The organism is Streptomyces sp. B6B3 (genome assembly GCF_039871525.1).
Classification (GTDB): domain Bacteria; phylum Actinomycetota; class Actinomycetes; order Streptomycetales; family Streptomycetaceae; genus Streptomyces.
This window is the reverse complement of the sequence record NZ_JBDPLU010000010.1, coordinates 55889-76763: the sequence shown is the minus strand read 5'-3', so window position 1 is coordinate 76763 and position 20875 is coordinate 55889. Positions and strand designations below refer to the sequence as shown.

At 73.9% G+C, this 20875-nt stretch carries 13 protein-coding genes; 6 read left to right on the top strand and 7 right to left on the bottom strand.

The annotated features are described in order from the left end of the window. The first annotated feature begins 84 nt into the window (after positions 1-84). Positions 85-1941, top strand: coding sequence for a beta-L-arabinofuranosidase domain-containing protein (locus tag ABGB06_RS21290; protein WP_347591736.1), 1857 nt, complete (start codon positions 85-87; stop codon positions 1939-1941). On the opposite strand, the gene ABGB06_RS21285 is transcribed toward ABGB06_RS21290, so the two are convergent. The 5 genes from ABGB06_RS21285 to ABGB06_RS21265 form a co-directional block, all read right to left on the bottom strand. Continuing rightward, positions 1925-4591: a family 78 glycoside hydrolase catalytic domain gene (locus ABGB06_RS21285; protein ID WP_347591734.1), complete on the bottom strand. Its 2667-nt coding sequence runs from the start codon at positions 4589-4591 to the stop codon at positions 1925-1927. The genes ABGB06_RS21290 and ABGB06_RS21285 overlap by 17 nt on opposite strands. Before the next feature lie 24 nt (positions 4592-4615). Next, on the bottom strand, positions 4616-5386 hold the full coding sequence (locus ABGB06_RS21280) for a DeoR/GlpR family DNA-binding transcription regulator (protein ID WP_347591732.1): 771 nt from the start codon (positions 5384-5386) through the stop codon (positions 4616-4618). A gap of 11 nt (positions 5387-5397) precedes the next feature. After that, entirely contained in the window at positions 5398-7161 is a 1764-nt protein-coding gene (locus tag ABGB06_RS21275) for a four-carbon acid sugar kinase family protein (RefSeq protein ID WP_347591730.1), read from the bottom strand. Continuing rightward, positions 7154-8455 (bottom strand): RuBisCO large subunit C-terminal-like domain-containing protein, encoded by a 1302-nt coding sequence (locus ABGB06_RS21270; RefSeq protein ID WP_347591728.1) that lies wholly within the window; start codon positions 8453-8455, stop codon positions 7154-7156. The genes ABGB06_RS21275 and ABGB06_RS21270 overlap by 8 nt, the downstream gene beginning before the upstream one ends. Positions 8456-8529: 74 nt before the next feature. After that, positions 8530-9552 carry an alcohol dehydrogenase catalytic domain-containing protein gene (locus ABGB06_RS21265; RefSeq protein ID WP_347591727.1) on the bottom strand — a complete coding sequence of 341 codons (1023 nt, stop codon included), beginning with the start codon at positions 9550-9552 and terminating at the stop codon, positions 8530-8532. 244 nt (positions 9553-9796) lie between these two features. On the opposite strand from ABGB06_RS21265, the gene ABGB06_RS21260 reads away from it, so the two are divergent. The 4 genes from ABGB06_RS21260 to ABGB06_RS21245 are packed head-to-tail and all read left to right on the top strand — an operon-like array spanning position 9797 to position 16126. Further along, positions 9797-11518: a hypothetical protein gene (locus ABGB06_RS21260; RefSeq protein WP_347591725.1), complete on the top strand. Its 1722-nt coding sequence runs from the start codon at positions 9797-9799 to the stop codon at positions 11516-11518. Beyond that, on the top strand, positions 11515-13029 hold the full coding sequence (locus ABGB06_RS21255) for a glycoside hydrolase family 28 protein (RefSeq protein ID WP_347591723.1): 1515 nt from the start codon (positions 11515-11517) through the stop codon (positions 13027-13029). Before ABGB06_RS21260 ends, ABGB06_RS21255 begins: the two co-directional genes overlap by 4 nt. After that, positions 13026-14408 carry a glycoside hydrolase family 28 protein gene (locus tag ABGB06_RS21250; RefSeq protein ID WP_347591721.1) on the top strand — a complete coding sequence of 461 codons (1383 nt, stop codon included), beginning with the start codon at positions 13026-13028 and terminating at the stop codon, positions 14406-14408. The genes ABGB06_RS21255 and ABGB06_RS21250 overlap by 4 nt, the downstream gene beginning before the upstream one ends. Next, complete coding sequence (locus tag ABGB06_RS21245; RefSeq protein WP_347591719.1) at positions 14405-16126, top strand: DapH/DapD/GlmU-related protein; 1722 nt, start codon at positions 14405-14407, stop codon at positions 16124-16126. The genes ABGB06_RS21250 and ABGB06_RS21245 overlap by 4 nt, the downstream gene beginning before the upstream one ends. 9 nt (positions 16127-16135) lie before the next feature. On the opposite strand, the gene ABGB06_RS21240 is transcribed toward ABGB06_RS21245, so the two are convergent. Continuing rightward, a complete protein-coding gene (locus ABGB06_RS21240) occupies positions 16136-16966 on the bottom strand; it encodes an alpha/beta hydrolase (protein ID WP_347591717.1) in 831 nt (276 codons plus the stop codon). 145 nt (positions 16967-17111) lie between these two features. After that, positions 17112-19172, bottom strand: coding sequence for a hypothetical protein (locus tag ABGB06_RS21235; protein WP_347591715.1), 2061 nt, complete (start codon positions 19170-19172; stop codon positions 17112-17114). Between the two features lie 166 nt (positions 19173-19338). Here ABGB06_RS21235 and ABGB06_RS21230 point away from each other — a divergent pair, with 166 nt between their 5' ends. Continuing rightward, complete coding sequence (locus ABGB06_RS21230; RefSeq protein WP_347591713.1) at positions 19339-20829, top strand: ABC transporter substrate-binding protein; 1491 nt, start codon at positions 19339-19341, stop codon at positions 20827-20829. Positions 20830-20875 lie beyond the last annotated feature (46 nt).

Sequence of the window (20875 nt, the reverse complement as noted above, 5' to 3'; positions counted from 1 at the left end):
AGCAGGACAAGCAGCATGACAAACACTGATAAACATGGTGAAAAGGTATTGACAGACGAAGGTCGCGGCGGCCTTGCTGATGCGATGCAACCGCCTACCGAACCCGAACTCACGGCGTTCCCCGCCGACCGCGTCCGCCTGCTGCCCGGCCTGGGCCGGATCGACTACACCGAGCTGCCGAACCCGTTCCACCAGCGGTTCGGCCTGGTGCGCGGCTACCTGACGAGCCTCGGCTCCGGGCAGCTGCTGCGCAGCTTCGTCCACGAGGCCGGGATCTTCGCGCCCGGCGCCCCCGCCGAACCAGGGTCCCGGCACCGCGGCTGGGAGGCGCTCGACTCGCAGCTGCGCGGGCACTTCCTGGGCCACTGGCTGTCCGCGGCGGCCCGGATCGTCGCCACCACCGGGGACCCCGAGCTGCGGGTCAGGGCGGAGGGCGTCGTGGCCCGACTCGCCGGGCTCCAGCGGGAGAACGGCGGCGGCTGGGTGTTCTCGATCCCGGAGAAGTACCTGCACCGCATCGCCGCCGGCAAGGCCGTCTGGGCGCCGCACTACACCGTGCACAAGACGCTGATGGGACTCCTCGACGCGCACCGGTACCTGGGCAGCGACACGGCGCTGGAGACGGCGGTGCGCGCGGCCGGCTGGTTCCACCGGTGGACCGGCGGGTTCTCCCGCGCCGAGCTCGACGACATCCTCGACGTCGAGACCGGCGGCATGCTGGAGGTGTGGGCCGATCTCTACGGCCTCACCGGCGAGCAGGAGCATCTGGAGCTGGTGCACCGCTACGACCGGCCCCGGCTGTTCGACCCGCTGCTGGCGGGCGAGGACCCGCTGACCAACCGGCACGCCAACACCACCATCCCGGAGGCGCTGGGCGCGGCCCGCGCGTACGAGGTCACCGGGGAGCGGCGCTGGCGGAACGTGGTGGAGGCGTACTGGCGGTGCGCGGTGACCGACCGGGGGCACTTCGCCACCGGCGGGCAGACCAGCAACGAGGTGTGGACCCCGCCGCACGAGTTCGCCGCCCGCCTGGGCCTGAACACCCAGGAGCACTGCGCCGTCCACAACATGATGCGGCTGGCCGACGTGCTGCTGCGCTGGACCGGTGAGCCGGAGTACGCGGACTACCTGGAGCTCAACCTCTACAACGGCGTGCTCGCGCAGCAGCATCCGCGCACCGGCATGGCCGCGTACTACCTGCCGCTGCGCCCGGGCGCGACGAAGAAGTGGGGCACCGCGACCGACTCCTTCTGGTGCTGCTACGGGACGATGGTGCAGGCCCACACGCTGCACAACGCCTACGCGTACTACCGCGACCGGGACGGCGGCGTGACGGTCGCCCAGTACATCCCGTCCACCGCCCGGTGGGACGCGGACGGGACCGAGGTGGAGCTCACCCAGCGCCCCGACCCGGAGGTGGGCACGCACATCGCGGCGGCCGGCGAACGCGGCGCGCGCTCCCGTCCCGACCGGTGGGCGATCGAGCTGACCGTGCGGGCCGCGACGCCCGTCGAGTTCGACCTGGCGCTGCGGATACCGGAGTGGGTGAGCGGGCCGGTGACCCTGACCGTGAACGGCGCGCCGCGGCCGGTGCCGCCCGGCGCCCGGCGGGTGACCGTGCGCCGGGCGTGGCGGGACGACGCCGTACGGCTCGAACTGCCCCGCGCGCTGCGCGCCGTTCCGCTGCCCGACCGGCCCGAGGCGGTGGCCTTCGTCGACGGGCCCGTGGTGCTGGCCGGCCTGTGCGACGAGGAGCGCCGGCTGGTCGGCGACCCCGCCCGCCCGGAGACGCTGCTGGTGCCCGACGAGGAGCGCGACCCGTTCGCCTGGCGCGGCTCCTGGCGGGCCCGCGGCCAGGACCGCGGGCTGCGCTTCGTGCCGCTCCACGAGGTCGAGGACGAGAGCTACGCGGTCTACTTCCCGGTCACGCCGGGACACTGAACCGCCGGGTGCCGGGCTCGGCCTCGTAGACGGCGCGCATGCCGCCGGGCCCGTCCACCACGCCGAGCGACCGTGCCCCGGCGGGAGCCGGCGGCGCGGCCGGCTCGGACCAGCCGTCCGGCAGCGGCAGCTCGACCCGGGCGGGCCGGCCCGGCGGCACGGTGACCTCGAGGGTGAGGCCGCCGGCCGCCGGGCGCCGCCAAGCGCTGCCGACCCGACCGCGCGGGGTGTCGTACCAGGCCTCGGCGTGGGTCAGGTCGCCGACCGGGGTCGGCCGGATGACGATCCGTTCGAACGCGACCGAGTCCTCGGCCTGGCGGATGCCGGCGAGCGAGGCCGTGAACCACTCCTCGATCGCCCCGAGCATGAAGTGGTTCTGCGAGGAGCCGCGGGTGGGGCCGTCCCAGCGTTCGGTGAGCGCGGTCGCGCCGTGCGTGACCTGGTAGCCGTAGCTGGGGCTGTCCGTGCGGCTGACCAGGTCGTACACGACGTCGTCGCGCCCGTGCTCGGAGAGCATCCGGAGCAGCGACGGCAGCGCGATCTCGCCGACCGTGACGTGGTTGTCCGCGGCCCGGATGGCGGCGACGAGGTGGCCGAGCACGGCGTCCCGTTCGGCCTCGGGGACGACGCCCATCTCCAGCGCCAGGGCGTCCGCGGCCTGGCTGCCGGTGGCGTAGGTGTGCCCGGCGGCGTCGAAGAAGGCGGTCTGGAAGGCGCGGGCGATCCGGTCGGCGAGCGCGGCGTGCGCCCGGGCGTCGGCGTCCTCGCCGATGACGGCGGCGATGCGGCTGAGCGTGGCGGCGATCCGGTGGTAGGCGTAGCTGGCGGTGACGGCCTTGGGGGTGGAGTCGTCGAACGCGATCCAGTCGCCGAGCCCGTGGTGCAGCAGGTCGCCCTCGGCCCGCGCGTCGAGATGGGCCAGGTAGCGCAGCATGGCCGGGTAGAACGCGCGGAGCGTCGCGGTGTCACCGTAGGCGCGGTAGCAGTACCAGGGCGCCAGGACGAGGGCGCCGCCCCAGTTCGGGTCGTCGCGGAACTTGTCCTCGAAGACCTTGTACTCGGGCGCGGTGCTGGGCACCAGGCCCGTCTCGGTCTGCTGGTCGGCCATGTCGCGCACCAGCTTGCGGTAGTACGCGGCCACGTCGTAGTTGTTGGCGACGGCCGGGAAGACCAGGTGGACCTCCTCCAGCCAGCCGAGCTTCTCCCGGTGCGGACAGTCCGTCAGGACGCTGTACATGTTGCCCTGCACGGCCCGTTCGGTGATGGTGTGGATGCCGTTGAGCAGCTCGTCGGAGCACCGGAAGCCGCCCGCGGGCGGGTTGGCGGCGCGCAGCACCTCGGCGCGCACGGTGTCGGCGGCGCAGGGCCCGGGCAGGCCCTCGACCTGGACGTAGCGGAAGCCGTGGTAGACGGTGCTCGGGTACCAGTCCTCGGGCGTCTCCGGATCGCCGCCGCGCAGCGTGTACGCGTCGAAGCAGGGGCGGCCGGTGAAGCGCTGGTTGACGGTCCCGTCGTCCTGCAGCAGTTCGGCGGGGCGGAGCAGCACGGTGCTGCCGGCGGGTCCGGCGACCCGCAGCCGCGGGCGGCCCGCGATGTTGACGCCGAAGTCGACGACGAAGACGCCGGGCTGCGGCTCGGTGACGGAGACGGCGGCGAGCTCGTCGACCACCTCGATCGGCGGGTGGGCGCGGGCGCTCAGCGCGACGTCGGGGGCCGGGGCGGGGGCGACCACCGCGGGACGCCAGCCGGCGGCGGTGAGGTCCGCGTCCGGCGTGTCCCAGCCCGGCCGCTCACGCCGGGCGTCGTACTCCTCGCCGCCGAACCAGTCGGAGAGGGTGACCGGACCCGGCGCCGTGCGCCAGTGCTCGTCGGTGACCACGGTGGTGGTGGCGCCGTCGTCCGTCTCCACCCGGAGCACGGCGAGCAGCCTAGGCAGGCCGAAGCTGATGCGCAGCTTCTGGTAGCGGCCCTTCACGTCGGGGACGTGCGCGATGCCGCCGGCGAGCTGGAAGCCGACGGTGTTGGCGCCGGCCCGCAGCGCGTCGGTGACGTCGTAGGTGGCGTACAGCAGCCGCTTGTCGTAGACGGTGTAGCCGGGTTCGAGCTCGGCGGCGGCGATCCGGCGGCCGTTGACGGTGGGCACGTAGACGCCGAGCGCGGTGGCGTACAGCCGGGCGCTGCGGACCGGCCCCGCCAGGTCGAGGTCCCGGGCCAGCAGCGGCATGGCCCGGTCCGGGTCGTGCTCCTCGGTCGTGCCGGGCGCCCACTCCGGGGCGGTCACCCAGCGCGCGCCGGCCCAGTCGGCGGGTTCCAGCAGGCCCGTCTCCCAGCTGGCCGTCTCGCTCCACGCCGAGGGCGCGTCGCCGTCCTCCCACACCCGGACCCGCCAGCAGGCGCGGCGCGCGGAGCCCAGCGGCTTGCCCGCGTACTCCACCGCGACGCCGCGCTCCCCCGCCACCCGGCCGCTGTCCCACAGGTCGGCATCGCCCGCGGCCAAGCGGTCCGGGCCGCTCGCCACCTGCACCTGGTAGGCGCGCTGGGCCCCGCCGGCGGGGCGCCAGGACAGGTCGGGACGTTCGCTGTCGATGCCGAGGGGGTCGGTCAGATAGCCGGTCCTCAGATGGGTGGGGGCCGAGAGGGCCACTGCCATGTCAGCTCTCCTGTTTGGGGGTTGTCACGCGATCACCAGCTCGACGCCGCTGTCGCGGCACAGCCGGGGGTACGGCGGCGGGGGCTCGGCGTCCGTGACCACCACGTCCACCTGCTCCAGGCGGGCGACGGAGATCGTCTCCGTGCGCCCGAACTTGGTGTGGTCCATGACGACGATCACCGACTCGGCGATGTCCAGCAGGGCGCGGCGGACCTCGGCCTCCTCGATGTCGAAGTAGGTGAAGCCGCGTTCGGCGGTCAGCCCGCCGCAGCCCAGCACGAGCTTGTTGACGTGCAGCCGGCGGATGGTCTCCACGGCCAGCGCGCCCACCAGGCACATGTCGGGGGCGATCACCCCGCCGGCCAGCAGCACCTTGGCCGAGGCGCCCGGGGTGCCCTGGGCGGGGCCCTGGAACTCGCCCGCCGCGTGGATGGAGTTGGTGACCACCACGAGGTCCCGCTTGCCGCGCAGCGCGCGGGCCACGCTGTGCGCGGTGGTGCCGGTGTCGATGCCGACGCTGTCGCCGTCCGCCACGAGTGCGGCGGCGCGGGCGGCGATCCGGCGCTTCTCCTCCGCCCTGGCCACCCGGCGGATCTCGAACGGCGAGCGCTCCCGGCGCACCGCCCCGCCGTGCACCCGGCGCAGCACGCCGTCCTGCTGCAGTTCGTCGAGGTCACGGCGGATCGTCATGCCGGAGACGCCGAGGTGCCGCGTCAGCTCCGCGACCTCCAGGCGCTCGCTCTCGCCCAGCATCCGCAGGATGACGTCCCTGCGCGCCTGTCCGCTCTTTCCCATGACCGCTCCGCTCATCTCGCGCCTGCGTGCCGGTGGCCGCGCGGCTCGCCTCCGGCACCGCCCCTGACCCGGGGGAACAGGTCGACGTCGCCGGCCTGTCCGCCCTTGAGCAGTATCTGCACGCCGTCCAGCGGCCCGTGCGGCGCACCCAGCCGACACAGGGCCGTGCCGGGGCCGAGCAGGGCGACGATCTCGGCGGTCCTGGCGCCGAGCGCGCGCACCACCTGCCCCGCGGTGTCGCCGCCGGCGACGACCACCCGGCGCACGCCGGCGTGGGCGACCGCCTCGGCGACGGCGTGCGCGAGCGCCGCGCCGACGGCGGCGAGGGGGTTGGCGTGGGAGTTGGCGCGGGTCGCCGGCCCGAGCGCGGTGTAGACGACGGCGCCGGGCGCGGCGGCCAGCGCCCGGAGTGTGGCGTCCCTGAGCCGGTCCAGCGCCGCGGGCGAGCCGGCGTCGGCCGCGTCCGGATCCACGGCCACCCCGCCCCAGCCGTGGTCCAGCGCCCACCGGATCTGCGCCGCGGTCCGCGGCGCGCAGCTCCCCGACACGACGAGCACGGGGCCCCTTGCCGGGGGGAGACCGGCGTCCGGCCCTCCGCCACGGGACGTGCGGGCGCCCCGAAACGCGGCGGGCCGCGCGCCGCCGCCCCGGGCGGAGTCCCGCAGCGTTCCCTCCGGCCCGGGTCCGACGGCCCGAGTCCCGTCCGGCCCCGTAACGCCGGAGGTCGGGCCGCCTCGCGGGTGCGCCTCCGGCGGGGCCGCCCGGGACGGGAGATCGTCGGGTCCGGGCACATCCGACGGCGGCGCGCCACCGGACCAGGAGCCGTCCGGCGGGGTGCCGGCGGACCACGCGGGGCCGGACGCCTCCGACCGAGCGACCGAGGACGCCGGCCCGGGCACATCGGACGACCCGGCGTCGCCGGACCAACCCTGGTCCGGCGGCGGGGCGCCGGGCCGGGATGTGTCCGGCCGGGGCACGCCGGCTCGCGGGGGCGCGTCCGGCAAGTGCTCCGCCAGGGCTCTCGCGAGGCCGTGGCTCAGGCCGCCGGAGCCGAGGGCGTACACCTGGTCGCCGCCGGCCAGGATCAGTTCGGCCGCGCACCGCAGATGAGCGTCCGTCACGGCGTCGAGGACCACCGCGCCCCAGTCGCCGTCGGTCAGCAGCCCTCGATAGCGGCGGTGCGCCTCGGCGGCGGGCAGCTCGTACGCCGTGAGGTCCAGCGAGCCGACCGGCAACGCGGTCTGCCGTCCGAGATGCACCCGCAGGTCCGCCTCGGTCATCGGCGTCACCGGATGCCGGGACATGGTGGGCTGCCGGTCCAGCCGGTACACCGTGCCGCCGTCCGCGGCGAAGTGGTGGCCGAACGCGGTGTAGCGGCCGAACTCCGGCTGCGCGGCGAGCACCGGCACCGGCGCCGGGCCGAACACCGCGCGGCCGATCTCGATCGCCCGGCCCAGGCTGCCGACCCGCGGCGAGGAGTCCGCGGTGGAGCACATCTTGTACTGCACCACGCGCGGCCCGGCCGCCCGCAGCGCGGCCAGCACCGGTTCGACCTCCTCGGCCATCCGCTCGGTGGGCAGCGAGCGGGCCACCCCGGCCACGCCGACCACGTCGTACGCGCCGGCCAGCGCGGCCAGTTCGCCGGGGTCCGGGCGGTCGAAGAGCAGCAGGCCGCGGAGCCCGGCGCGGTGGTACTGCGCCAGGGCGTCCGTGGAGCCGGTGACGTCGTCGCCGTAGAAGCCGGCGGCCAGCCGGCGGGCGGCGGCCTCAGCCACGGCGTGCCCCGAAGGTCTCCAACGCCCGGCGCAGCGGCCGGCTGTCGGCGGCGCACCGCTCCAGCGACTCGCCGCGCACGGCGCCGGCCCAGGCCGCGCGCATGGCCGCGACGCCCGCCCCGGCCCCGTCCGGATGGGCGTGGATGCCGCCGCCGGCGAGCACCAGCAGGTCGGTGCTGCCGATCAGTTCGTAGGCCGGGTGGGCGGTGCCCGCCCACTGTCCAGAGGAGAGCACGGGCAGCGTCGGGTAGCCGCCGGGGAAGCCCTCGGGGAACGGCCGGCGGACGGCCTCGACGGTGGCCAGCACGTCGTCGTCGCTCTCGTAGAACTTGCTCCTGATACCGCCGGCGTGCAGCTGGTCCACGCCGGCGAGCCGGGCCAGCGTGCTGAACACCGGGGCGCTGAGGCCGATGTGCGGGGAGCGGAACAGCGCGCCGCTCATGGCGCGGTGACCGTGGATCGGCAGGGTCGCGTGCTCCCGGAGATGCGCGACGGCGGCCAGGCCGACGGTCTGCACGCAGACCATGACGCAGCGGCCCCCGGCCTCGGCCACCCGGTCGTGGTTGTCGAGCATGCGACCGATGTCGTCGGTGATGTTGAACGCGTACATCGGCCGGTGCCCGGTGCGCTCGAACACCCGCTCCAGCTCGTCGGTCACCACGGCCACCCGGTCGCGCAGCGGCGCGTGCGGCGGGTCGCCGTTGAGCTCGTCGTCCTTGATGAAGTCGATGCCCGCCTCGGCCAGTTCCCTGACCATGAGGCGCAGCGCGTCCAGCGTCAGGCCGACGCCCGGCTTGACGATGGTCCCGATCAGCACGCCCTCGGGACGCCCGGCCAGCCGCCGGGTGCCGGCGACGCCGAACCGCGGTCCCGGATAGCGCTCCGCGAACGCGGGCGGCAGTTCGAGGCCGGTCAGCCGCACGGCGGCGAGCTCCCGCAGTTCGAAGAGGTTCCCGGCCACGGCGGCGAGCAGGTTGGGCAGCGAGGGGCCGAAGTTGGCCAGCGGGAAGGCGAGCCGCACGGTCGCCCGGTGCGGGTGGGCGGGGCCGCCGGCCGGCCGGGCGGCCCCGGGCAGCGGCGGCGCCGCGGGCTCGTCGGGGCGCTCCTCGACCGCGACGACGGTGGCGGCGAACCCGTTCCGCAGTTCCTCGGTCTCGCCGGGCACCCGGACGAAGGTGCCGGTGGACTGCTCGTTGGCCAGCACCTCGGCCGCCCGCTCCGGCGGCAGGTAGCTCGCGATGTCGTACGTGACCAGGACCGTGTCCGCCGGCCCGCCGCTCGCGGTGTGCGTCATGCCCGCCGCCTCCTCATTCCGCCGCCCACTCGGCCGCTCGCTCCGCCGCCCACTCCGCCGCTCGCTGGTGCTACTCACTGGGCCGGGTCGACAAGGATCTTCATCGACCCCGCGCCCCGCGCCAGATCCTCGAACGCGGCCTGGGTCTCCGCCAACGGCAGCGGCTCGCCGTCCAGCAGCGGCCGCACGTCCAGCGTTCCGTCGTTGACCGCCGCGGCGGCCGCCCGGAAGTCGTCGGGGGTGTACACCGTGGCGCCGCGCACCACGATCTCCCGCAGCACCACGGGGTTGAGGTCGGCGGCCACCGGCGCGCCGAACATCGGCAGCAGCACCACCGTGCCCCGCGGCCGGCAGAGCGCCAGCGCCTCGTCGAGGCAGGAGGGGTGGCCGGACGCGACCACGACGACGTCGAAACCGTCCGCGCCGTCCGCCCCGCACCGGGCGAGGCCGGCCGCGACCACCTCCTCGCGCCCGGCGTCGATCGTGTGGCAGCCCGCCATCCCGCGGGCCACCGCCAGACGTTGTTCGCGCAGATCGCTGACCACCAGGTCCGCGATGTGGTGCTGTTGCCGGCAGACCGCGGCGACCAGCGCGCCGATGGGCCCCGCGCCCAGCACCGCGACCCGCTGTCCCGGGCCGACGGACGCCGTGCGCGCGGTGTGGAAGGCCACCGCGGCCGGTTCGATCAGGGCGCCCTCGCCCCAGGAAAGACGCTCCGCGAGCGGGAACAGCGCCCGCTCGGGCACCGGCACGTAGCCGCCGAGCATCCCCTCCCAGCCGGCTCCCGGCACCCGCCGGTGGGCGCACAGATGGGCCAGCCCCGACTCGCAGCGCGGGCACTCCCAGCAGGACAGCAGCGGCATGATCGCCACCCGTCGCCCGTCCCCGTACCGACCGCCGGCGGCGGCGCGGGCCACCCGCCCGGCGCCCTCGTGCCCCAGCACCACCGGCGCGCTGCGGAACGGATGACGCCCGTGGAAGGCCGCGAGGTCGGAGCCGCAGAGGCCGACCGCCCGCATCTCGACGAGCGCCTCCCCGGGCCCGGGCACCGGCTCGGCGACCTCCTCGACGCCGATCCGCCCGACCCCTCGCAGCACGGCCGCCCTCATCCGTCCTCCGCTCCGCGCCCGACGCGGGCGTTGTTGGCGCATACCAGGTGACGCACACCGGAATGTGCGAATGAACAGACGGTAGGGCCGGCCTCGCCCCTCGTCAACCGTGGGACGAACCCGGACACTTGAATATCTATCCAGGTACCACCGCTCCTTGACGGTGCCTGCGGGCGCTCCTAGCCTTGCCGGGATTCGTGTTCGTTCGAACATTGAGGCGGTGTGACGCACCATGCCCAGCATTCCGGCCACGTTGCTGTTGGAGGAACGCGCGGAACAGGCGATGAACGCGGTCACCGGGCTTGAGGACCCGGACCTCGACGGCATCCCGTTCTTCAGCGCCAACCTGCTCGCCGAGCCCGCCTCGCTCCACCACGGCGACTACGACTACGGCTCCAGCCACGGCCGGCTCACCGACGCCTGCCTGCTCGCGCGGCAGATGTCCGGCGAGCACTGGTGGCACGAGACCGAGGAGCGCTACAAGTCCACCCTGCTCGCGCTGCTGGCCGAGGACGGTCTGAGCTACCGGCGCACCCACCCCAGGGGTCACTGGGAGCCCAACGCCAACCTCATCGACCAGCGCGCCACCCTGCTCGCGCTCACCACCTGGTACGTCGACAGCGGCGACGAGCACGTGCGGGCCGCCGCCGACCGGCTGGTCGCGGCGCTCAAGCGGATCGCCGTCAAGGAGCGCGACGCGTGGTACTACCCCGCGTCCGAGTACACGCCGAACGGCTGGCCCTCGGCGAACGCGATCCACCTGCGGCTGGCCCCCGACCCCGCCTCGTTCTGCGGCCGGTACATCATGCCGCTGCTGCGCTACCACCAGGCCACGGGCAACGAGGACGCCCTGGAGCTGTGCGGCTGGTTCACCCGGCTGATCACCGAACGCAGCGGGGTGTACCTGCCGGACGGCAGCTTCAACGACGCGCTGGCCTACCGCAGCGGCCACTTCCACACCCGGCTCGGCACCCTGGACGGCATCGCCAGGTACGGGGTGTTCACCGGCGACCACGCGCTGACCGAGTTCGTCCGGAAGCCGTTCGAGTGGGCGCTGACCCAGGCCACCGCCTTCGGCTGGACCCCGGGCGACCTGGCGGGGCAGCGCTTCGAGCACGAGACCTGCTCGCTGGTGGACCTCATCGGCATCGGCACCACCCTGGCCCGCGCCGGGTACACCGAGTACTGGACCGTCGTCGAGCGGTTCCTCCGCAACCACCTCACCGCCTCCCAACTCGCCGACACCGAATGGGTCCGCTCGGCGCCCGACCGCTCGCTCGACACCCCCGGGTGGGTCACCCACCACCGGGTCGGGGAGCGGGTGCGCGGCGCCTTCGCCGGCTACGGCGCGCCCAACGACTACGTCTCCGACGTGGTGTTGGGCCGCGGCCACACCAGCGACGTGCAGGCCTGCTGCGTCGGCTCCGGGGTGCGCGGCCTCTTCACCGGCTGGAACGCCGTGGTCACCGGCGACGAACAGCTCGTCCGGGTCAACCTGCTGCTCAACCGCGGCAGCGCGTTCGTCGACGTCCTCAGCCACCTGCCGTACGAGGGCCGGGTGGACCTGGACGTTCGCGCCGACTGCCGCCAGTTGCGGCTGCGGATACCGCCGTGGGCCGGCTACGCCCACGTTTCGGTCGTCCGGCACCCGGTCTCCGAACCCGCCGTCACCGCCTCCGGCCGCGATCCCGGCCTGTGGGCGCCCGACGGCTATCTCCTGCTCGACCGCCCCCGGGCGGGCGAGCGCATCACCGTCACGTTCCCCGTGGTGGAGTCACTCACCGACGAGACCGCGGCCGGCCGGGTGTTCCGCACCCGGTGGCGCGGCGACGACGTCACGGGCATCGAACCAGAAGGCAGGTCGCGGCCGATGTACAGTCCCCGCACGCTGGAAGAGAAGGCACCCGAGCGCAGCCACACGCTCCACGTCCCCACCCGGGAGTGGTCGTGGTGAGCCGCGGACCCGCCGGCGGGGACGCCGGAACCGGCCCGGGCCGGCGGGCGTTCGTGCTCGGCGCCGGCAGCACCGCGGCGCTCGTCCTCGGCGCCGGCGGCGCGGGCGCCGCCACCGGCACCTCCGGCGCGACCGCCACGACGGCTGCGACGGCTGCGACGACCGCCGCCACCGCCGTGACCGGGCGGCGGCCGTCCGACGCGCAGGCCGCCGGCATCCTGGCCGGGATCCGCGAGCCCCGGTTCCCCGACCGCACGGTGCGCGTCACCGACTACGGCGCCGTGGGCGACGGCACCACCGACTGCACCGCGGCGATCCGGGACGCCATCGAGGACTGCGCCGCGGCCGGCGGCGGCCACGTGGTGGTGCCGGCCGGCACGTACCTGACCGGCGCGGTGCACCTGCGCGACCGGATCGACCTGCACCTGGAGGCCGGCGCCACGCTGAGCTTCAGCCAGGACCCGGCCGCGTACCTGCCGGCCGTCTACACCCGCTTCGAGGGCATGGAGTGCTACAACTACTCCCCCTTCGTCTACGCCTACGGCTGCCGGAACATCGCGCTCACCGGCAGCGGCGTCATCGACGGGAACGCCGACGACACCCACTGGTGGGACTGGACCAGGGGCGTGGACGGCGGCCCGTCGCCGGAGAACCCGGAGAAGGTCGCGCTCCGCGCCTGGGCCGAGCAGGGCGTGCCCGTCGAGGAGCGGGTCTTCGGCGAGGGCCACCACCTGCGCCCGAACATGATCCAGTTCTACGAGTGCCGGGACGTGCTGATCGAGGGCGTGACCGTCAAGGACTCGCCGATGTGGAACATCCACCCGGTGCTCTGCCGGAACGTCACCGTCCGCGGCGTCACCGTGGAGAGCCCCAACGGCCCGAACAACGACGGCTGCAACCCCGAGTCCTGCGCCTACGTCCTGATCAAGGACTGCGTGTTCAACACCGGCGACGACTGCATCGCCTTCAAGGCCGGGCGGGACGCCGACGGCCGCCGGGTCGACGAGCCCTGCCACAGCGCGCTGGTGGAGGGCTGCCGGATGCAGGACGGCCACGGCGGCGTCACCATCGGCAGCGAGATGACCGGCGGGGTCAGCAACATCCTGGCCCGGGACTGCCAGATGGACAGCCCGCAGCTGGACCGGGCGTTGCGGCTGAAGTCGAACCCGAACCGCGGCGGCTACATCACCGACATCGTCTTCACCGACATCACGGTGGGCACGGTCGGCGACGCGGTGATCGAGGTCGCGCTGAACTACGAGAACATCGACACCGGCGACTACTACCCGGACGTGCACGGCATCTCCGTGCACGGCCTCACCGCCCAGTCGGGGCAGCTCGCCTGGAACCTGCTCGGCAACGACGCCAACCCGATCCGCGACGTCCGGCTGCGCGACTGCGCCTTCGACGGCATCACGGAGGGGCACTCCACCGTCAACGTGGAGGGCCTGGAACTGCGCCAGGTCACCATCAACGGCGAGCCGGTCGAGGACGTCGGGAGCAGCACGTGAGCACGTCCCAGCCATCCCCGGGGACCCCGGAAGCCCGGCCTGCCGCCGCGGACGTCGCCCGGCGGCAGGCCGACGCCATCGCCGCGCGGGTGCGGCCGCCGCGGTTCCCCGACCGGGAGTTCCCGATCACCGCGCACGGCGCGGTGGGTGACGGCCGCACCGACTGCACCGCCGCCATCCGGGCCGCCATCGAGAACTGCGCCGCGGCGGGCGGCGGCCACGTCACCGTTCCGCCCGGCCGGTACGCCACCGGCGCCATCCGGCTGCGCTCGGGCGTCGACCTGCACCTGGCGGCCGGCGCCACCCTCGCCTTCAGCCGGGACCCGGCCGCCTACCTGCCGCCCGTGCTGACCCGTTTCCAGGGCGTGGAGACCTACGGCTACTCCCCCCTCGTCTACGCCCACGGCGAGCGCGACATCGCGGTCACCGGCGAGGGCGTGCTGGACGGCCGGGCCGACGAGACCCACTGGTGGACCTGGTCGGGGCAGGAGGAGTTCGGCTGGCGGCCCGGCATGCCCCAACAGGAGGACGACTGGCCGGACCTGTGGCGGCAGGCCGAGCGCGGCGACCCCGTCGAACAGCGGGTCTACGCCACCGGCCGGCACTTCCGCCCCAACTTCCTGGAGACGTACGACTGCCGGAACGTGTTCATCGAGGGCGTCACCTTCGTCCGCTCCCCCATGTGGGTCATGCACCCGGTGCTCTGCGAGAACGTCCTCGTCCAGAACGTCACCGTGGACAGCATCGGCCCCAACAACGACGGCTGCGATCCGGAGTCCTGCCGGGACGTCGTCATCCGCGGCTGCACCTTCAACGCGGGCGACGACTGCATCGCCATCAAGTCCGGTCGGGAGGCCGACGGCCGCCGGGTGAACGTGCCCAGCGAGAACATCCTCATCGAGGACTGCGAGATGCGGCACCGCTACGGCGCCATCACCCTCGGCAGCGACATGACCGGCGGCATCCGCAACGTCTTCGCCCGCCGCTGCCGGATCGGCGGCCCCGGCCTCTACTTCGGCCTGTACATCAAGACCAACTCGGTGCGCGGCGGCTTCGCCGAGAACATCCAGCTGGACGACCTGACCGTCACCCACCTCACCAAGGAGTTCGTGACCTGTGACTTCTACCGCGGTGAGGGCGACACCGGCGGATATCCGCCCCGGGTGACGAAGATCGGCGTCCGCAACGCCACCGTGGGCCGGGCCCGCCGCGCCGTCCTCGCCCAGGGCTACCCGCACGCCCCCATCCGCGATCTGACGCTGGCCGACTGCGCCTTCGGCGAGCTGACCGAGGCGGACCGGCTGGCGCACGTCGAGGGGCTGGCGCTGGAGAACGTGGTACGGGCCGGTCAGACAGCCGGGGAGGCCGGGGCTCGATGACCTCGACGGACCACACGCCGGGGCGTCACGACTACTGCCCCTGGCTGTACTTCGGCTCCGCCACCGACGAGGAGCGCGCCTCGCAGGAGGCCTGGCAGCGGCGGCTCGTCGAGCGGCTCGCGGAACACGGCGGCGAGACGGAACTCGCGGAGGACACGTTCGTGTCACCGTGGGCCGGGATCGACACCGAACGGCTGCGGATGGGACGGCGCTCCTACATCGCCGCCCACGCCTACGTCACCCACGAGGTGACGACGGGCCGCGACTGCACGATCAACCCGTTCGCCGTCGTCCGCGGCCGGGTCGCCATGGGCGACGGCGTCCGCATCGGCGCGCACAGCTCCCTGCTCGGCTTCAACCACTCCATCGCGCCCGACCGGCCGGTGTACAAGCAGCCGCACACCTCGCGGGGCATCGAGATCGGCGACGACGTGTGGATCGGCTCGCACGTCGTCGTGCTCGACGGCGTGACCATAGGCGACCACTGCGTCATCGGCGCGGGCGCGGTGGTCACCCGGGATCTGCCGGACTGGTCGGTCGCCGCGGGCAACCCGGCCCGCCGGCTGCGCGACCGCCGGGACCCGGCGCGCGCGGCCGGCGGGGCCCCGGGCCCCGACCGGTCCGCGGCGCCGGCGTCGGCGTCGCCGCCCGACGAGGATCTGGCCGCCCGGCTGGCGCGCTTCGCGGCGCGGGCTCGGGAGCAGGCGCCCGACGTGCTGGCCCGCTGCCTGGTCCGGGACCCCGACGGCGGCCCCGCCTGGTACACGGACCGGCCCGGCGCCCCGCGCACCGTGCGGGCGGACTGCGACGCCGTCGAGATCGCCGCGCTGCTGCTCGAAGGACCGCCGCCCGGCGTCGCCGCCGACGACCTCACCGCCCGGCTGCGCGGGCTGCAGGACGAGAGGACCGGGCTGCTGCCCGAGCACGGCGCGGGACCGCCGACGCTGGACGACGACGACGCGATGTACCACATCCTCTGCGCCGGCTACGCCCTGCGGCTGCTGGGCTCCGGCCTCGCGCACCCGGTGCGCGCGGTGCACGAGCTGACGGCGGAACAGCTCACCGCCCGGCTGGACGCGCTGCCCTGGGAGCGGCAGGCGTGGCGCTCCGGACACTGGGTGGACGGCATCGGCACGGCGGTGCTGCTCAACCTGGAGGACTTCGGGCTGCGCGCGCCGGCCGCCGACACCCTGTTCGGCTGGCTGCTGACCCACGCCGATCCGTGGCACGGCCTGTGGGGCCGGCCAGGGCCGAAGGACCGCTGGCTGCAACCGGTCAACGGCCTCTACCGGCTGTCCCGGGGCACGTTCGCGCAGTTCGGGCTGCCCCTGCCGTACCCCGAGCGGGCGGTGGACACCGTCCTGACGCACAGCGCCGACCCGGCGTTCTTCGGCGCGGACCGGGGCAACGCCTGCAACGTGCTGGACGTCATCCACCCGCTGTGGCTGTGCGCCCGGCAGACCCGGCACCGGCTGGACGAGGGACGGGAGTGGGCCGAACGGCAGCTGGACCGGCTGCTCGGCGGCTGGCGGGACGGCGCGGGCTTCAGCTTCGCCCTCTCGCCCGGCGCCGGGGCGAAGCACGAACCCGGCCTGCAGGGCACGGAGATGTGGCTGACCATCGCCTGGCTGCTCGCCGACCACCTGGGCCTGTCCGACGCCCTCGGCTACCGCCCGGCCGGCATCCACCGCCCCCAGCCGGCCCGCCTGGGCCTGTAGGGGGCGTGACTAGGGCGTGTCGCCCGGCGGGAGGTCCGCGGTGAGGTGGGCCATCAGCCGGGCGGGCGCGTCCTCCTGCAGCAGGTGGCCCGCGTCGTCGATCCAGTGCAGCTCGGCGCGGGGCACGCGCTCGTGCAGCCATTCGGCGTACCGCGGCGGGAGGATGCGGTCCTCCCGGCCCCAGACCAGGCGCACGGGAATCGTGATGTCACCCAGCAGGTGCTCGTAGCCGACCGTGTCGGCCTCCCTGATCTGGCTGTACTGGCGGTAAAACGCGGCCTGCCCCGCCGCGCCCCGCCAGGGCGCCAGGAACGCCTCGAGGACCCCGGGGCGGAAGCCGACGTGCGTGGCGTTGCGCAGGTGGCTGGCCACCAGCGCCTCGTGAGCGTAGGCCGGGAGGTCGCCGAAGACGTCCGCGTGCCGGAGGATCAGCCGGAAGAGCCCCCGCTCCCATTCACCACCACTCACGGCGTCGAGGAGCGTCAGGTCCGCGTAGCTCGCCCCCTCCAGGAGCAGCGCGCGCAGCGCCACCGCTCCGCCGATATCGTGGGCGACCACGCTGGGCCGGGGAAGTCCCCAGTGTTCGAGGAGGCGGGTGAGGTGCCGCGCATGGGCCGCGAGGCTCAGGTCCTGGCCCTCGCGCTGGTCCGACTGACCGAACCCGAGGTGGTCGAAGACGAAGACCCGGCGGCGGAGGGCGAGCGCCGGTGCGATGTCCCGCCACAGGAACGACGAGTACGGGGTGCCGTGCACCAGCACCATCGGCTCCCCGCCGCCGAGCACCGACCACCGGATGGTCCCCTCGGGCGTCTCGAACTCCTCGCCAAGCTGCCAGTCCACTGTCACGCTCCCTCGTCCGCCCGTCGCGGCAGGACGCCACCGCACCGTTCGGGTTCGGGGGTACCCGCCTCGGGAAGATCATCACGCCACGCGCGACGCGGGAACGACGCCCGACGTCCCCTCGGCGCTGGCCCACTCCCCCGGGCTAGTGAGGGCGGCGCGCCGGCCGGTCGGCGCGCAGGCGCAGGGCGTGGGCGAGGACCTCGGCGACGACCCAGGACGGGTTCCAGGTGTTGCTGGTGCCGCGGACCTGCCAGTTGGTCGGGTAGAAGCCCTCGCCCTGTTCGCCCGGGCTTTCGAAGTCCCATTCGCCGGGGCGGGTGCAGACGCCCTGGCCCAGGGCGTGGATCGTCGCGTCGGCCAGGCGGGTGTACTCGGGCCGTTCGGCCAGGTCGCCGAAGCGGGCCAGCTCGTACACCGGGAAGAAGACGTCCAGGTGGTGGTTCTGCACGCTGACCCCCGGCCACCCGACGGCGGAGAAGCCGCGGTCGCGGAGCGGGGCGCCCGGCGGATACCTGGGACTCCACTGGTAGACCCAGGTGAGCAGCCAGTCGGCGGTCGCCTCGGCCCACTCCCGGTAGCGGCGCTCGCCGGTCAGCCGCAGCACTTCGTAGGCGCAGAGGAAGAAGTACATCCCGGCTTCCTTGTCCTCACAGGCCGCGTCCAGGGTGGCGTGCGAGAAGGGCGTCGCGAAGTCGTCGGCGTGGGCTCGCTGGTAGTGCTCCAGCAGTCGCACGGCGGCGTCCAGGGTCTCCGCCGCCGGCACCACGCGCTGGGCCTTCAGCAGCGCGAGGACGCAGGGCAGGCCGGCCGCGCCCGGCGGCCGGGACAGCGGAGCGCCGTCGTCCAGGGCCCAGCCGAGCGGCACCAGGCCGTCGGGCAGCAGGGCCCGGGTGACCGCGTCGAGCCCTTCCGCCAGAGCCGCGGTCCACCGTTCGGGGACGTCCCGGCCGTGCTCGCGCAGCAGCGCGACGACGTCGGCCAGATCGCCCAGGGTGTCGCCGAAGGCCCGGGCCGACACGAAGGGGCGGCCGTTCCGGGTGAACCCGGTCCACTGGCCGTCGGCGAGCCGGTAGAAGCTCGCCCGGAGGCCCGGCGGCGTGCCGCCCGTGGCGCTGCCGTCCAGGTAGAAGTCCACGGCGCGGCGGCAGCGTTCGACGCGCCACTCCTCGCCGCGCTCCAGGCCCAGGCGCGCGTCGCACCACGCCAGCCGCAGGCACTGCCCGGTCCAGCCGTACATGAAGCCGGGCTCGCGGTCGGGTCCGAAGAACTTCAGGTAGCCGGCGACGCCGCCGTCCGCCTCGTACCAGCGGCGGTCCAGGGCGGCGGTCTTCAGCTCGACGATCTCGTCCAGGGTCAGCGGCCGGGCCGGGGCCGGCCGGTACAGCCGCAGGCCCTGGTGCACCAGGGCCCGGAAGCCGTGCCCTGGGCGGTCGGGCCGGCCCCAGTGCAGGGCGTGGCGGAGGGTCAGCTCCTGGCCGGGGGCGAGATCGCGGTAGCCCTCGGGGTGCGGCGCGGTGGTCGACTTGTGGGTGTAGGCGACGTCGGGCTCGCCGTTGAACATCACCGGACCGCTCAGGGCGAGCAGCGCCGTCCGGTCCCGGGTCACCGCGCCCAGCGAGCCGTCGCCGGGGGCCAGCGAGTACAGCGTCAGGAACCGTCCGTCCGGTCCCTCGGCCCACTCAGCGTGCGCGCAGGGAACGGGCAGCCGGTGCTCCTCGACGACGAGCCCGCCGTGCGGGCCGACGCCGAGCCGCGGCACGGTGCGGTCGGGGTCGGCCGACGGATTGCCGCGGTAGAGCACCTGCGGAAGGGTCACCGACGCGGCCGACGCCTGGTCCGGAAGCGGGAACGCCAAGCCCACCGCGAGGTCCGCCCGGCGCCGCGCCGAGGGGTTGCGCCAGGTCACCTCCGTGCGCAGCGTCTCGTCGCCGAACGCGAACACCAGCTCCGTCTCCAGGCCGCCGACGGAGCCGCGCACCGCGAGCCCGTCGTCGGTGCGCCGCATCTCGGGCCCGCGCAGGCCGGGAAACGCCAGGCGCCAGGGCCGCCCGAAGGAGACGGTCAGCATCTCCCCCAGCTTCCCGGCCACGTACCACGCGTCGCCGCTCCCCAGGCGCAGCCGCACCCCGTCGCCGTGCTGGGTGAGCTCCAGGACCATGCCCGCGCTCTCCATCCGGAACGTCCGCACCGCCGTCGCATCCATGGGAACCCTCTCGGCCGACTCATCAGACATCAGACAGGTGCTGCACGGGTGTTGACGCCCCCGGGCAACCGCTTGCAGGATTATGGCATTCCTATGGTATGCCACCCCGGTGTCTCGGCGGATCCTCTCGCCACCAAGTGTGTCCCGACATGAAGGAGCAGTAACCATGAGTGAGGGCTCGAAGGCCGAACGGAACGCGCGCCGGCTGACCCGCAGAAACTTCGTCGCCGGCAGCGCCATCGCCGGCGCGGCGGCCGGTGTCGGCGTGCCGGCGCTGACGTCGGGCACGGCCGGGGCGCAGACCCCGACGCGCAACCCCAGCCGGTATGCCACCTCCTCCGGCACCGCCTGCACACCGATCCCGAACCGGTACGACGAGCCGTTCGAGGTCTGCGACGACGAGCTCTTCGTCTTCATCGCCAACTACAAGCCGACCGAGCTCGCGGGCTTCTTCGACACGGTGATCGGCGACAGCATCCGGGCCGCCTTCCCGGACATCAAGTTCAAGTTCGCCGTCTGGGACTACCCGGTCAGGTACGAGGACCTGGAAGCGGCGGGCGTGGTGCCCGACATCATCATCGACGACCCGCGGCGCCGGATCGACCGGGACCTGGAGCCCCGCGGCTGGGTGCGCGACATCTCCGCGGAGGTCGCGGACGCCGGCATCGACCTGGACTCCCTCAACCACGCCACCGTGGAGCTGGTCAGGTCCCGCTCGGACGGCGGGCTGTACGGCGTGCCGCTGCTCATCGACGACTACGTGCTGCTCTACAACAAGAAGATCTTCGACCGCTTCGGGGTGTCCTACCCGACCAACGGCATGACGTACGACCACGCCTTCCGGCTGGCCAAGCGACTGACCAGGGAGGAGGACCTGGTCGCCTACAAGGGCTACCTGCAGCACCCGGACAACTACCTGGACTACAACCAGCTCGGCCTCTACCCGCTGCTGCCGACCGGCAGCGAGAACCCGGCGCCCGAGGACGTGCTGGTGAACATCACCTCGGCCGGGTGGCAGCAGCTGGGCACCAACATGGAGCGCTTCCTCTTCATCCCGCGGAACATCTTCACCACGGTGGACGACTTCTTCCAGACGGGTCACGTGGCGATGGCCGTGGACACCCTCTGGAAGTTCAACTCCTACGCGCTGAACGAGCTCTACATCGACCCGACGGACCTGGCGTACTACCAGGAACGGGCGGAGAACGTGGACCTCGCGCTGACGTCCGTGCCCGTGCTGGGCGGCGGCGACGACTCGACGTACCAGCCCAACACCCTCGCGTGCTTCCTGCCGCCGCAGTCCACCAAGCAGCAGCAGGCGCTCCAGGTGGTGAAGTGGCTGGTCTCCGAGGAGGCGGCGGTCCAGCTCTCCTCGTACGGCATGAAGCCCACGTTCCAGAACGACGCCGTCGTGGACGCCTTCGGCAGCGCCTCCCCGGCGCTGGCCGGCATCGACACCTCCGGCGTCTTCTGGGGCGAGAACGCCGCGATCAGCAACTACCAGCAGACCGAGTACTGGGACCTGCCGATGTACATGGTGTTCCGTCAGCACGTGCTGAAGGACGGTCTGCAGGTGTCCTCCGCACTGACCATCACCGAGACCGTGGACATCCCGAACTACATCAGGAACCAGGCGGAGGCCGGCTTCGACTGGTGATCGCCGACGGGTGATCCCCCCGACCGCCCGGCGCCACAGACCTCCC